This is a genomic window from Microlunatus endophyticus (genome assembly GCF_014646195.1).
Lineage (GTDB): Bacteria > Actinomycetota > Actinomycetes > Propionibacteriales > Propionibacteriaceae > Microlunatus > Microlunatus endophyticus.
The window spans coordinates 133,007-145,706 of the sequence record NZ_BMMZ01000007.1; the positions used below are offsets into that span (position 1 = coordinate 133,007).

The window sequence follows — 12,700 nt, forward strand, 5'->3', positions numbered from 1 at the left end:
AGAGATCTCAGGTTGTAATCGAATGATTACCTCCGTCTTCGAGATTAAGTAATCATCCGATAACATGTCAAGTGTGACCGAGAAAAAAGCTGAACGGATTCCCGCAGCCGAGCGCCGGGAGCAGATCCTGCAGGCAGCCGCGCGGGTCTTCGGGGCGCGCGGTTACGCCGGAGCGACGACCGATGTGGTCGCCCAGGAGGCCGGCATCAGCCAGCCGTACGTGGTCCGGATGTTCGGCGGCAAGGACAACCTGCTGGTCGCGGTGCTGGAGCGAGCCAGGAACCAGGTGCTCACCACGTTCCGTCAGGTTCTGGAGGATGCCGGCAGCCAAGCAGGGGCGGAGGAACTCGCGCCCCGGCTGGCGCTGGCCTACGTCGACCTGATCGAGGACGACACCATCCAGATGGCGCTGATGCAGGGATTCCTGCTCGGGCACCATCCGGTGATCGGGCCGTGCGCGCGCCGCGGATTCACCGACATCTATCGGCTGCTGCGCGACGAGGCCGACTTCGGCCCGGACATGGCGCGGGACTTCCTCGCCCAGGGCATGTTGATCAACACCGTGCTGGCGCTGCGGATCCCGGCCGAGCACGACGTCGATCCGACGGCGCGGGAGTTGGTCCAGGAATGCTTCGGCAAGAAGGCCGGCCTGGTGCTGCGGGCCACCGCGGCCCAACAGGCGCGCCAGATCGGCACCCCCGCCGACTGATCGCGACTGATCGCGACCACTCCTGCGATCCGACTACTCCCGCGATCCGACTAGTCGGTGAGCGACCCTTCCATGCAGGCGGAGGTGCTGGGTGTGGTCGCTTTGGCGAGCAGTTCGTAGAGGGCGTTGCGCTCCTCGACGTCCAGCCCACACAGCACCGCGGCCTCGGCGGCTTCCAACGCCCGCTCGGCCTTGGCCAGCTTCGTGTGGCCGGCCTCGGTCAGCAGTACGTGATGCAGCCGCCGGTCCGCCGCTGACCGGCGGCGTTCGATCAGATCCTCGGCCTCCAGCTCGTTGAGCAGTCCGACGACGTTGGTGCTGTCCAGCTGCAATTCTGCCGCCAGCTCGCGCTGCAGGATGCCGTCGTGCTCGCGGATCACGGTCAGGGCGACCAGGTGCCGCGGCCGCATGCCGAGCGGGGTCAGGAGTTCCGCCGACTGGACCCGCAGTTTGCGCGCCACATTCTCCAGCAGCGCGCCCGATCGCCGGGGTGGCTGGTTGACGACGGGCAGCTCCTGCATGGCTCCAACACTAGCCCGGCAGGCAATGATCGCGTCTCAACCATTGATACGCGTTTCACTATTGAGCGGTCATGTATAGATGATTGGTGCAAGACAATCTATTGATTTCCAGCCACTCATCAGGAAGGCGTGCCATGAGCCACCTGCTCCACATCGACTCCAGCATCCAGGGCGACAACTCCGTCAGTCGTACCCTCACCGCTCGCGCCGCCGCGGCGTGGCAGGCCGCTCACCCCGGCGGCACCGTCAGCTACCGGGATCTCGGCAAGGATCCGATCCCGCACCTCGACGCCGACGCCGGCCTGGCCCGGATGGTTCCGCCGGATCAGCAAAGCCCTGCCCAGCAGGCATCCTGGAATCTGACCGTCGAGCTGGCCGAGGAGATCAAGGCCGCCGACACGGTGCTGCTCGGCCTGCCGCTCTACAACTACGGCCCGCCGAGCGTGATCAAGTCCTGGGTCGACCACTTGATCGCTCCCGGTCTGACCATCGATCCGGAGACCGGTGCGGGCCTGCTCGGCGGCCGCGATTTCATCGTGATCGCCACCCGGGGCGGCGGCTACGGTCCCGGTACGCCCAAGCAGGGTTGGGATCACGCCTCGGTCTGGCTGCCGCACGGTCTCTCCCTGACCGGCCTCGAGCCGCGATTCATCGAGGCCGAGCTGACGCTGGCCAAGGTCACGCCGGCGATGGCGGAGTTGATCCCGCTGGCCGACGAAAGCCTGCGCGCCGCCGAGGCCGAGATCGACGCGCTCTGGGAGCCCCTCGCCGCCTGATCCGTACGCCTGGGGTTGCGCCTAGTGTGATGGCATGTCCACTCCGCCCTCCTCGTCGTCCGGGGCGTCTTCGGGGTCGTCCTCTGGGCCGCCGCCGGTCGAGATCCATCGGGAGCGCTCGGTCGCCGAGTCCTTCGGCACCGATCCGATGGGTTACGACCGATGGCGGCCGCGGTATCCGCAGCCGCTGATCGACCGGATCCTCGCGACCAGTCCCGGCCGTGAGGTGCTCGACGTGGGCATCGGGACCGGGATCGTGGCCCGGCAACTGCGAGACGCCGGGGCGGAAGTGGTCGGCGTCGAGCCGGATCTGCGGATGGCCGCCTTCGCCCGGTCCTTCGGCTTCGAGGTCGAGGAGTCGAGGATCGAGGACTGGGATCCGCGGGGTCGGACTTTCGATGCGCTGGTCGCCGGGCAGACCTGGCACTGGGTCGATCCGGCCACCGGTGCCGCGAAGGCCCGTCAGGTACTCCGACCGGAGGGTCGGATCGCCCTCTTCTGGAATGCCGGCGATGCGCCCGCGGCGGTCACTGCTGCCTACGCCGACGCCTTCGCGAAGGCAGTGCCCGACTGGCCGGGGCAGATCGGTCGTACGCCACCACCCGCCGCGCAGCTCTACACGACGATCGCCGACCGGGCCGCCGACGGCCTGCGTTCCGTGGGCGGCTTCAGCGAGCCCGAGCGCTGGCAGGACGCCTGGCAGCAGCCGTACACCCGGGAGGAGTATCTGGCGATGCTGCCGACCCAGGGGACTCTGACCCGGGTGCCGGCCGAGCGGGTGGCACCGGTGCTCGAGGCGGTCGGCGCAGCGATCGACCGGCTGGGCGGCAGCTTCGTGATGGAGTACGTGACCACCACGGTGTCAACGACCAGGCTGACCGGGTAGAGGACCTGCCATGGAACCGTTCTGGCTGAAGGTGATGTTGGATTTCACGCCCGATCACTATCAGGGCGCAGTCGATCATTGGCAGCGGCTGACCGGATACGACGTCCGCGGTCCGGCCGGCGATCACGCCGAGTTTCAAGGTCTTGCTCCGGTGTCGCGCCCGACTTTCCTCGCCCTGCAACGGATAGCCGACGGTGGCGATCGGGTCCATCTCGATCTGCACGTCGCCGACCCGTCCGCTGCTGCCGTCGGTGCGATCGCGGCCGGTGCGACCATGATCACCGACAACCCCGAGTGCGAGGTCCTGAGCTCGCCGGGCGGATTCGTCTTCTGTTTCGTCGCCGACCCGTCCGAGGGCGTCACGGCCGCATCGATCTGGCCGGATGATCACCGCAGCATCGTTGATCAACTCTGTATCGACATCCCGTCGCGGCAGTGGGACATCGAGACCGCCTTCTGGGCCAAGATCATCGGTACCGACGTACGTCCGACGGACGAAGCGGAATTCTCATCGATCGCCCGCAATCCCGGCCTGCCGCTGCGGATCCTGCTGCAGCGCCTGGACGAGCCGACCGGGCTGGTCCGCGGCCACATCGACTGGGCCACCGACGATCGCGAGGCAGAGACCCTGCGGCACCAGGCGCTCGGCTCGGAGGTCGTACGTCGCCGTGACGGTTGGACAGTGCTGACCGGCCCCGGTGGCACCTACTGCATCACCGACCGGCTGCCGCTCGCCTAACTCCGAGCCTTGTCGAAGGCATGCGCCTGCAGCCTCCTGAGCTTGTCGAAGGGTCAGCGTCCGGTGCGAGTCCAGGCGTCTGCGGGCACGAGGTCGAGCAGATCGCACATCAGATCGAGCTGGGGCATGGCGGCGGCTGCCTCGAAGACGCCCTGGCTGTAGCTGATCATGTTCGGACCGGAGAAGCGCCAGTCCCAGGGGCCGGTGCGGCGCAGCAGATCGATCACCGCCGGATGCAGGACCCGCCGGCCGAACTGCTCGTCGTCACACTTGACCTTGAAGGCGTCGTCGAAGGCCTTGTCACCGATGTCCAGGCGTTCGAATCCCAGCGCGGAGGCGACCTTGCCACCGAACATGCCCTCGGCGCCGACCGTGAAGAGCGGTGCCGCAGCCGGGAGTCCGACGACCCAGATCGGGAAGTGGTGGGTGGTCGACGAGGTCGTCTGCCCGTTGGATGACGTCGTGGTGTAGCGGTATTCGAAGACGCAGACCGCTCGCCCACGGTAGCTGCCCTGGAGGATGTTGCGGGCCTTGCCACCGAGGGTCCGGAACGGCTTCTGGCCGTCGTCATAGCGGCCGCTGTAGGAGTTGTCTTCGGCGATGAAGTGCAGGCCGTACTGGGTCGCGAGCCGGGTGAACTCTTGTTCGCGCTCCTCGTTCTTCCGCTGTTGGGCGAACCAGCTGACGATCGCGATGATCACGATGCCGAAGAACACTGCCCCGACGACGATCACCAGCGTCTGGTCGTCCACTCGGCCTCCCCCCAGGCGTCAGCGGGGATCCGATCGATCAGATCGCACATCAGGTTGAGCCGAGGCAGGGCGGCAGCCGGCTCGAAAATACCCTCCTGATAGCTGATCATGTTCGGTCCGGAGAGCCGCCAGTTCCAGGGCCCGGTGCGGCGCAGCAGGTCGATCACCGCCGGATGCAGGACCCGCCGGCCGAACCACTCGTTATCGCACTTGATCTTGAAGACGTCGTCGAAGCTCGGGTCGCCGATATCGAGCCGGCGGAATCCTATGGCAGCTGCGACCTTGCCGCCGAAGATGCCCTCGTGGCCGACCGAGAAGAGCGGGACCGGACGAGGGAGCGCGACGAGCCAGATCGCGTACGAATGCGTCGTCGAGGTGGTCCGCGTCCCGTTGTACGAGGACGTCGTGTAGCTGTACTGGAAGAGACAGACCGGCCGCCCGCGGAAATTGCCCAACAGGATGTTGCGGGCAGCGCCGCGGCCCTGGAAGGGTGCGTGCCCGTCGCTGTAGCGGAGCAGGAACGAGTTGTCCGCGGGGATGAACTGCAGGCCGACGCCGGCGGCGAGTCTGCCGAATTCTTCCATCCGGCGCTTGCGGTTCTGCTGCCCGATGACCACCAGGACGACCACGAGAGCGATCAGGCCGCCCATGATCACGACAAAGGCCATCAGTCCGGCCACCATGCAAACTCCTCGAGCCCCGCTTGACATTCACTACCTAGTGTCACAGACTAGTGGTAGTCCGTGACACCGACTACTGAAGTCACGGTAGCAGGCAGGGGGATCATCGGTGGACCATCTGACGGAGATGCTCAAGGGCGTCCTCGAGGGCTGTGTGCTCGAGATCATCAGTCGCGGCGAGACCTACGGCTACGAGATCGCCTCGACGCTGCGGGAGCTCGGCTTCGCCGATGTCGTCGAAGGAACGGTTTACACGATCCTGCTGCGGCTGGAGAAGAACAAGCTGGTGATCATTGAGAAGAAGCCGTCGACCCAGGGACCGCCGAGGAAGTTCTACACCCTCAACGATGCGGGTCGTGCGGAGCTGGCCACCTTCTGGGCCCGCTGGGACTTCGTCTCCACCAAGATCAATGAGCTCAAGACCAATGAACCCAAGATCAACGAGGCTCCGAGGAAACCATGATCGGGAACTACCTGAAGAAGCTGATCGGGGACAAGAAGGAGTGGCGGGCGATGGAGGCCCGCGCCCACAAGCTGCCCCGTGACTACCAGATCGTCTACGCCGAGATCCAGAAGTACATGTGGAGTTTCTCCGGAGGAACCGGGATGGACATCGTCTACATCCTGCGTGACCTGCTGGAGCTCTTCGAGGCGGGAGTCGCCGACGGCAAGAGCGCGCTCGAGGTCACCGGGGAGGATGTCGCCGACTTCGCCGACGAGCTGCTCCGCAACGCCAACACCTACACCGAGAACTGGCACAACAAGCTGAATCGCAACGTGCACAAGCGGCTCAAGGGTGAGGAGCCAGAGTCATGACCGTCGCGTCCGAGGCCAAGGCCATCGAGGCCAATGCCATCGAGGCAGTGGGACTGCAGAAGGCGTACGGGGAGGTCGAGGTCCTCAAGGGTGTCGACTTCCGGGTGTCGGGAGGCGAGATCTTCGCTCTGCTGGGCTCCAACGGCGCCGGCAAGACGACGACGATCAACATCCTGTCGACCCTGCTGAAGCCTGACGCCGGGGCCGCCCGGGTTGCCGGCTTCGACACAAGCCGCGAGGCGGACCGTGTGCGGCGGGCGATCAGCCTGACCGGTCAGTTCGCGGCCGTCGACGAAGTCCTGACCGGTCGGGAGAATCTGGTCCTGGTCGCCAGGCTGCGGCGGGTGCCGGACCCGGCTGCGGTTGCCGGGCGACTGCTGGAGCAGTTCGGCCTGGCCGGGGCGGCCGACAAGCGTGCCGGGACCTACTCCGGCGGCATGACCCGGCGACTCGACATTGCGATGAGCCTGGTCGGCAGCCCCGAGGTGATCTTCCTGGACGAGCCGACCACGGGTCTCGACCCGGAGGGCCGGCTGGAGGTCTGGGACACGGTCAAGGATCTCGCGAAACAGGGGACCACGATCCTGTTGACGACTCAGCACCTGGACGAGGCTGAGAAGTTGGCCGACCGGATCGCGATTCTGCACGAGGGCAGGATCGTCGTCGACGGGACCCTGGCGGAACTGAAAAAGCTGCTTCCGCCCGCCAAGATCGAATACATCGACAAGCAGCCGACACTTGAGGAGATCTACCTCTCGCTCGTCGGCACGAAGAAGGTCGAGGCCACCTCATGAGCACCATTGCCGAGACGACCGTGCTGTTCGGTCGCACCATGAAACACATCCAGCGCAGTCCCGACACGATCATCACCGTGGCGATCATGCCGATCGCCTTCATGCTGCTCTTCGTGTATGTCTTCGGCGGCGCGATCAACGCCGGCCCCGGCAACTACGTCAACTACCTGCTCCCCGGGATCCTGCTGATCGCCGTGGCGAGTGGCATCTCCTACACAGCGTTCCGAATCTTCAACGACACCCAGAAGGGCATCATCACCCGGCTGCACTCGATGCCCGTGGCCCGGTCATCGGTGCTGTGGGGACATGTGCTGACCTCGCTGGTGTCCAACTTCATCTCGCTGGCGATCATCGTCGGCGTCGCGTTGATCATGGGATTCCGCTCGGGTGCCGGCCTCCTGTCCTGGCTCGCAGTGGCAGGAATCCTGGCGCTCTTCACCCTGGCTCTGACCTGGATCGCGGTGATCCCGGGTCTGACGGCCAAATCGGTGGACGCCGCGTCTGCCTTCTCCTACACGTTGATCTTCCTACCGTTCGTGAGCTCGGCCTTCGTCCCGACCGCGAGCATGCCGACGCCGGTCCGGGTCTTCGCGGAGCACCAACCGGTGACCTCCATCGTCGAGACCGTGCGGGCGCTGTTGGCTTCCCGGCCAGTCGGCAACGACATCTGGATCGCGCTGGCCTGGTTGGTCGGGGCGGGGCTGGTGGCGTACGTCCTCGCGATGCGTGCCTACCGGCGCGTCCCCTGACGTCAGCGCGCCGACCCGCTCCGGGCGATCGTCAGGCACGAACCAGTGGGTCTCGGCGGTGTGATGCAGGTGGTCCAGGCGTGGAGGGTGGTCGCTGCGGTCGAGGTAGGGCTGTACGGTCCGATCGCCGAGATCAATGCCGTTCTCCTCCATGATCCTGCGCGACAGCCCGAGCTCCGTGGCGTTGATGATCATGGTCGGTTGCGGGCTGTGCCGCTGGGTGAAGTAGCGGTGGCAGGCCGCGGCCTGCATCACTGCCCAGGAGCCGTACTCGTTGCGATAGTCCGAGGTCCCGAGGGCGCCGAGCTGCATCTCGGACGGGCGGTGATCGAAGTAGTAGGTCGACATCGCAGCGATGTTGCTGTCGGTCAGGTCGAAGCGCAGGTCCGGTCGTGCGGACAGCAACGGCTTGATCACGAACGAGCCGTCTCCCAGTTCGACGAAGTCGCCGGCGCGGAATCGGGTCGCCAGCACGACATCCTCCAGTGTCGGGTCGGGGAGGTAGTGACCGATCCAGTCGACCAATCCGTTCCAGCCGGCGAGGTGGGCGGCGGCCTCGTCGCTGCGGTGCCAGTCGAGATGGTCGCGGATCGCCCGCGTGTAGTCGAAGTCGTGGGTAGCAGCCCACTCGGCCGACTCGAAGAAGCGCGCCACGCGCCGCTGCGCCTCGGCACTGCTGACGGCGTGCTGCAACTCATGGCCGAGAATGAAGGCGATTTCCGGCTCGCCCCGGCGCGTCAGCAGGCCGAGTGGAATGCTGATCACTCCGGTGTCGCCGTCGAAGACGCCACCTGCGTGGCTGCCCGGCTCAAGCAGGTCGAACGCGCGGAGATCACCATGACGTACAGCCTGGTTGAGCTGGGACGTCAGCAACGGCGACGCGGACAGGACCTGCTCCAGCGTGGCCGCCGCGTCGTCTCCGACGCTCGGATGCCGGGCGAATCGGTGCAGCAGGTTCTGCGCCCGCCGCGATGGGTGCGTGCTCGGTGTGTACGCGGTCATCGCACCAGCACCGATCGGATCCAGCGCCGGTCCCCGAAGGTGGTTAGCTCGACCCCGAAGGTACCGCGCTGCAGCGCATAACCGAGTCGACGGTTGTGCTCACCGTAAACGACGCAGTTGGAAAATCCGGCACGCGCCAGGATGGCGATGAACCGGCTGGCGGCGATCTGGCAGATGTCGCTGAAGCTCTCAGCACCGGGCGAACCGTGGATGTCCAGCACCAGTCGAGGTCCGAACGGATGTTTCTCACGGAGGGTGACTGTCGCGCTCCATCCTGGCGAGAGTCTCGCTGAATAGGATCGTCGCCCCGGCGTGAAGGTCTCCAGGACGAGGTCGAGACGCGGACCGGGACTGGCAGCCAGGACGTCGCCGACGGTGTCACTGTTCTTGATCAACTCGGCCAGTCGGATCAGCAACCGGTCAGCGGCGCGCTCGGGTCGGGGGAGCGGTAGCTCCTGGACGGGCAGTGACATCGGCGCACTCCTGCATCGGTAACGTCAGGCGAGCCTAGGAGTTTCGGCATGCACGTTGGGGTGCGCGGAGATCTTGTTGTGGATAAGTGCGGGAAGGCGGCAGGAACGGTGAACGATGTGCTCATACGCCCGGAGGTCGCCTCGTTGATCGACCGACTGTCCAAGGCTGAGTTGCATGTGCATCTGGAGGGAACGCTGACGCCCGCGACGGTGTTCGTATGCGCACGGCGCAACGGGGTGATGTTGCCGTGGGCGTCGGAAGATGATCTTGCTGCCGCCTACCGGTTCGAAGGGCTGCCGGACTTCCTGCAGGTCCTGTTCCAGGTGGCCGGGACGTTGCGCGGAGGCCAGGATTTCTACGATCTTGCGTTGGACTACCTCCGCCGCGCGGCCGCGGACAACGTGGTACGAGCCGAGATCTTCTTCGGTACCCAGACCTTCTTGGACGCCGGTGTGCCGATGTCGATCATGATGGACGGGGTGCTCGCGGCGATCGCGGATGCCCGTCAGGAATGGGGTATCGACGGTGCACTGATCTGTACTGCGCAGCGGCATCGCGACGAAGCGTCCGGTCTGGAGTTGTTGGGTCTCTTGGAGCCGTGGCGCGATCAGATCATCGGCATCGGTCTGGGTTCGGCCGAGCGAGGGAATCCGCCGTCCAAATTTGCCCGCTACTTCGCCAACGCTCGCGGTCGGGGTTATCGGATCACCGTTCACGCAGGCGAGGACGGCCCGGCCGACTATGTACGCGAGGCGCTCGACGTGTGCCGACCCGACCGGATCGATCATGGTGTGATGATCATGTCGGACCCGGAGTTGGTCGAACGGATCCGTGACGAGCAGGTGCCGTTGACGATGTGTCCGCTGTCGAACCGGGCTCTCCAGGTGGTGCCGGACCTGGCCGCTCATCCGCTCGCTGGGTTCTTGCGTCGCGGGCTGTTGGTCACGGTCAATTCCGACGATCCGCCGTTCTTCGGTGGGTATGTCAACGACAACTACCGTGCGATCGCCGCGGCCTCGGTGCTGTCGGAGGCTGAGATCGTTCAGCTGGCGCGGAACAGTGTCACCGCCAGCTTCGCTTCGGACTCGGAGAAGGTGCGGTATCTGGCCGCGATCGATAAGTCGGCGGGCGGGCCCGACGGACTCAGTGGGTGATGACGGTTTGGAGTTCGCCGACTTTCAGGTCGCGTTCGGTGGCGAGGACGATGGGGATGGTGCCGTTGCCGTCGGGGGCGGTGTAGGTGATGGACCAGTAGGTGGTGGCGCGGACGGGGTAGGTGCCGCCGGTGTGGTGGCGTGAGGTGGTGGCGTAGGTGTAGCTGCAGGTGGGCGACTTGGAATACAGGCCGTCTTTGTCGCCGGGGTAGGGGGTGCCGGGCCCGTTGCAGGTGATGGTGTTGCCGTCGCCCATGTCGAAGGTGACTTTGGTGAGGTTGGCTTCGAGGGTGACGGTGCGGCCGGATGCGGAGTCGGAGACGGGTCCGAGGTGGGTTGGTCCGGTGGCCCAGAGCCAGTAGGAGTGGCCGACGACGGCCATGTTCCATTTGCTGAGGTCGGGGTCGGGTCCGATGCCGACTCCGCTGGCGTTGATCTGGAGCTTGGTGGCGATCGCCAGGTAGGCCGCTTCTTCGGGTGGCATCAGAGGAGTGTTGGGTGGTGGTGCTGGTGTGCCCTTGGGCGGCTTGGGGATTGAGATCAGGTTCGGCTTGGTCGGAGCACAATCCTGGCCGCTGAACGATCCGCCGGGGGTGAAGGTGCATTCGCCGGTTTTGTAGTGGTCGTTCGCTTGGGCGAGTGCGATTTTGTACGCGTCCATGGCCGCGGCGTTCTTCTTCTTGATCGCCGCGACCTTCTCGTCGTAGATCTCTTTCGGTGACTTTGTGCGGGCCGTGGAAACAGATGTATCGGAGCCGCCCCCACCGCTGCTCCCATTGGAATTATCAGAACTGGTGACCGGAACGCTCTTGTCGCACACCTCCGTGACCTGCCCCGATTTTCCTACGTACTTCTTGTAGTGGATGCACTTCATCTGGGGCCCTGCCCAAGCCGGGCTCGGTTTGGCAACGAGCGCCACACCCAGTACCAGAAGCAGAACCACGAAAGCAGACGTCTTGTGATACATCACGAGTACCAGTTTCCGTCGCAGGGCGCGCTCCGAAAGTCCTTCACGACCTTCGGTGTGACGCTCGAAAAGAGCCACGCCTCCTGATGCTTCACCGCCGTGAATTTCTGGACTACGCGCACTCCTTGCTTGTTATCGACCGGCTTCCCATGCTTGTCCACTGACTTCGCTCCGCTGTAGTCCTCACACGATTGGAATGTGACTCTGGCGGGGGACCACTTGTCCATGGCGATTCCTAGAAGCCTGCCACCGACTTCTAGATGGGTGTGGCTCTTCTTCGTGGACCGAAAATCTTGCAGCACCTCTTGCTGGTACGAACCAGCGGTTCGCCTGCGGATGTCCAGTGGCAATCGATCAGCCCCGCCGTGCTTCAAGACCTGCGTCTCCGATGCAAACTCGTCCTTATAGAGCGACTGAACCTTCAGCAGATCCGCATGCTCTGAGGTGGTCGGCGTAGACCGGCCCGGTGTGGGATTGGAAGATGCTGGTGATGCTGACGTCGGCGGATCAGACGGCATCGTCGGCCCTGGAGACGGAGGGGGCGGCGGCTGCGGAGCGTGCTGCGTGCAGGCGGCCAGGAGCAGCGTCGCGCAGATCGTCGTCGCCGCGGCCAGTCGTCGATGCATCAGGTCCGTACCTCACAACAGTCGGTTGACGCATAGCTAAGCAGAGAATCGGCCCACCTCGGGAGGGGCCTGTGGATAACTCCCGTGTTTCGATCTGCAGTTCGTGGCACTGTCAGACCGCTGCGCTTGTCTGGGGCAATGACTACCAAGAGACGCTCGAAGCATCACTCCCGGCGCCGGCCAGGCCGTCCGGGAGGTCCACGCAGAAACAACCGGCCGAAGCTCCGGCCGACGACCCGGCTGGGCACACCAGTCACGCCGCCACCCACAGCGGTGACGTCAGCTGACATGGAGCTGCCGACCGAGGATCAGCAAGCACTCGAGGAGTTGTACGCGATCAGCGACATGTACTCCGAGCTGTTGTCCGACGAGCATCCCATGATGTTCCTGCTCAAGGTGAGCCAGTGGTTTGCCGCCTGCGGTGTTGTGAGGGCCAACGACCCGGACCAGCCACCGATCCAGGACCTGCTGGCTGACTTCGCCGCATCGGGGCTCTATGGGCTCCGGGCAGCGGGCTACACCATGTCCCGAATGGTCGGCAACTACGCCGTGAGCATGGCCTTTGATGAGGATCACGAGGAGGGCGGAGTCGAGTTCCCCTATTGGCTTCGCTATCTCGATGACGCGGAGATCACTGGCTGCTGGTGCAGCTACAACGAAGATGATCTTGATGACGTACTCGGAGTAGGGATCCGATTCGCCGACCACAGGGAAGGCACGCTGGTGACCATCACGCGTGGCGAATCTGTCAGGTTCATCAACGCGTTCCTGAGTTTCGTTCCGTACGCGGAGACCGGCGTGAACTGGGTGAGCAGCAACCCGGTGACCGCCGGCCTGAGCAAGATCAGCAACGCGTCGGCGCGTGCCACCCTGAAGCAGGCCGTCGCGAACTCCAATCCCATCGACCCCGAGGGTATCTCCGGGCACGCCGACTGGGCGCTGGGATGGGCCGTCATCCAATGGACGATCAGCCTATTGGCCGAAGCCGCAATCGACTGAGACAGCGTCGCGAGCACACCCGCATGCCCCTGCGGCTCGCGGACGCGACCATGATC

General features: G+C 65.0%; 15 protein-coding genes. 10 read left to right on the forward strand and 5 right to left on the reverse strand.

From position 1 onward, the window contains the following. Positions 1-73 precede the first annotated feature (73 nt). Positions 74-709, forward strand: a complete 636-nt coding sequence (locus tag IEY07_RS15005; RefSeq protein WP_188896200.1) for a TetR/AcrR family transcriptional regulator — start codon at positions 74-76, stop codon at positions 707-709. A 50-nt stretch (positions 710-759) separates the two neighbouring features. On the opposite strand, the gene IEY07_RS15010 is transcribed toward IEY07_RS15005, so the two are convergent. Further along, on the reverse strand, positions 760-1,230 hold the full coding sequence (locus tag IEY07_RS15010; RefSeq protein WP_188896201.1) for a MarR family winged helix-turn-helix transcriptional regulator: 471 nt from the start codon (positions 1,228-1,230) through the stop codon (positions 760-762). A 134-nt stretch (positions 1,231-1,364) separates the two neighbouring features. Here IEY07_RS15010 and IEY07_RS15015 point away from each other — a divergent pair, with 134 nt between their 5' ends. The 3 genes from IEY07_RS15015 to IEY07_RS15025 are packed head-to-tail and all read left to right on the forward strand — an operon-like array spanning position 1,365 to position 3,631. Further along, entirely contained in the window at positions 1,365-2,006 is a 642-nt protein-coding gene (locus IEY07_RS15015) for an FMN-dependent NADH-azoreductase (protein WP_188896202.1), read from the forward strand. 34 nt (positions 2,007-2,040) lie between these two features. After that, positions 2,041-2,892: a class I SAM-dependent methyltransferase gene (locus IEY07_RS15020; RefSeq protein WP_188896203.1), complete on the forward strand. Its 852-nt coding sequence runs from the start codon at positions 2,041-2,043 to the stop codon at positions 2,890-2,892. Positions 2,893-2,902: 10 nt separating this feature from the next. Further along, entirely contained in the window at positions 2,903-3,631 is a 729-nt protein-coding gene (locus tag IEY07_RS15025) for a VOC family protein (protein WP_188896204.1), read from the forward strand. A 53-nt stretch (positions 3,632-3,684) separates the two neighbouring features. Here IEY07_RS15025 and IEY07_RS15030 read toward each other — a convergent pair whose 3' ends face one another. After that, positions 3,685-4,383, reverse strand: a complete 699-nt coding sequence (locus tag IEY07_RS15030) for a hypothetical protein (protein WP_188896205.1) — start codon at positions 4,381-4,383, stop codon at positions 3,685-3,687. Further along, positions 4,362-5,066: a hypothetical protein gene (locus IEY07_RS15035; protein WP_188896206.1), complete on the reverse strand. Its 705-nt coding sequence runs from the start codon at positions 5,064-5,066 to the stop codon at positions 4,362-4,364. Before IEY07_RS15035 ends, IEY07_RS15030 begins: the two co-directional genes overlap by 22 nt. A gap of 106 nt (positions 5,067-5,172) precedes the next feature. Between IEY07_RS15035 and IEY07_RS15040 the strand changes: the two genes are divergently transcribed. From IEY07_RS15040 to IEY07_RS15055, 4 genes are read left to right on the forward strand one after another with little or no spacing between them, the layout of a single operon-like run. Then, the gene (locus IEY07_RS15040) at positions 5,173-5,526 is read left to right on the forward strand and encodes a PadR family transcriptional regulator (RefSeq protein WP_188896207.1); all 354 of its coding nucleotides are present in this window, start codon (positions 5,173-5,175) and stop codon (positions 5,524-5,526) included. Beyond that, positions 5,523-5,879: a DUF1048 domain-containing protein gene (locus IEY07_RS15045; RefSeq protein WP_188896208.1), complete on the forward strand. Its 357-nt coding sequence runs from the start codon at positions 5,523-5,525 to the stop codon at positions 5,877-5,879. The genes IEY07_RS15040 and IEY07_RS15045 overlap by 4 nt, the downstream gene beginning before the upstream one ends. Further along, the gene (locus IEY07_RS15050; protein WP_308422946.1) at positions 5,876-6,673 is read left to right on the forward strand and encodes an ABC transporter ATP-binding protein; all 798 of its coding nucleotides are present in this window, start codon (positions 5,876-5,878) and stop codon (positions 6,671-6,673) included. The genes IEY07_RS15045 and IEY07_RS15050 overlap by 4 nt, the downstream gene beginning before the upstream one ends. After that, on the forward strand, positions 6,670-7,422 hold the full coding sequence (locus tag IEY07_RS15055; RefSeq protein WP_188896209.1) for an ABC transporter permease: 753 nt from the start codon (positions 6,670-6,672) through the stop codon (positions 7,420-7,422). The genes IEY07_RS15050 and IEY07_RS15055 overlap by 4 nt, the downstream gene beginning before the upstream one ends. 998 nt (positions 7,423-8,420) lie before the next feature. On the opposite strand, the gene IEY07_RS15060 is transcribed toward IEY07_RS15055, so the two are convergent. Continuing rightward, on the reverse strand, positions 8,421-8,897 hold the full coding sequence (locus IEY07_RS15060; RefSeq protein ID WP_188896210.1) for a hypothetical protein: 477 nt from the start codon (positions 8,895-8,897) through the stop codon (positions 8,421-8,423). A 117-nt stretch (positions 8,898-9,014) separates the two neighbouring features. Between IEY07_RS15060 and add the strand changes: the two genes are divergently transcribed. Further along, positions 9,015-10,052: an adenosine deaminase gene (gene add / locus IEY07_RS15065; RefSeq protein ID WP_229670144.1), complete on the forward strand. Its 1,038-nt coding sequence runs from the start codon at positions 9,015-9,017 to the stop codon at positions 10,050-10,052. Here the strand turns inward: add and IEY07_RS15070 are convergent. Then, a complete protein-coding gene (locus IEY07_RS15070) occupies positions 10,042-11,097 on the reverse strand; it encodes a hypothetical protein (protein WP_188896212.1) in 1,056 nt (351 codons plus the stop codon). The genes add and IEY07_RS15070 overlap by 11 nt on opposite strands. An 836-nt stretch (positions 11,098-11,933) precedes the next feature. On the opposite strand from IEY07_RS15070, the gene IEY07_RS15075 reads away from it, so the two are divergent. Next, on the forward strand, positions 11,934-12,644 hold the full coding sequence (locus IEY07_RS15075) for a hypothetical protein (RefSeq protein ID WP_188896213.1): 711 nt from the start codon (positions 11,934-11,936) through the stop codon (positions 12,642-12,644). The last annotated feature ends 56 nt before the right edge of the window (positions 12,645-12,700 follow it).

Coding starts and splice junctions, on each gene's coding strand:
- IEY07_RS15015 (WP_188896202.1), top strand. CDS start 1,365: ATGAGCCACCTGCTCCACATCGACTCCAGCATCCAGGGCGACAACTCC.
- IEY07_RS15020 (WP_188896203.1), top strand. CDS start 2,041: ATGTCCACTCCGCCCTCCTCGTCGTCCGGGGCGTCTTCGGGGTCGTCC.
- IEY07_RS15055 (WP_188896209.1), top strand. CDS start 6,670: ATGAGCACCATTGCCGAGACGACCGTGCTGTTCGGTCGCACCATGAAA.
- IEY07_RS15025 (WP_188896204.1), top strand. CDS start 2,903: ATGGAACCGTTCTGGCTGAAGGTGATGTTGGATTTCACGCCCGATCAC.
- IEY07_RS15010 (WP_188896201.1), bottom strand. CDS start 1,230: ATGCAGGAGCTGCCCGTCGTCAACCAGCCACCCCGGCGATCGGGCGCG.
- IEY07_RS15045 (WP_188896208.1), top strand. CDS start 5,523: ATGATCGGGAACTACCTGAAGAAGCTGATCGGGGACAAGAAGGAGTGG.
- IEY07_RS15060 (WP_188896210.1), bottom strand. CDS start 8,897: ATGTCACTGCCCGTCCAGGAGCTACCGCTCCCCCGACCCGAGCGCGCC.
- IEY07_RS15050 (WP_308422946.1), top strand. CDS start 5,876: ATGACCGTCGCGTCCGAGGCCAAGGCCATCGAGGCCAATGCCATCGAG.
- IEY07_RS15035 (WP_188896206.1), bottom strand. CDS start 5,066: ATGGTGGCCGGACTGATGGCCTTTGTCGTGATCATGGGCGGCCTGATC.
- IEY07_RS15075 (WP_188896213.1), top strand. CDS start 11,934: ATGGAGCTGCCGACCGAGGATCAGCAAGCACTCGAGGAGTTGTACGCG.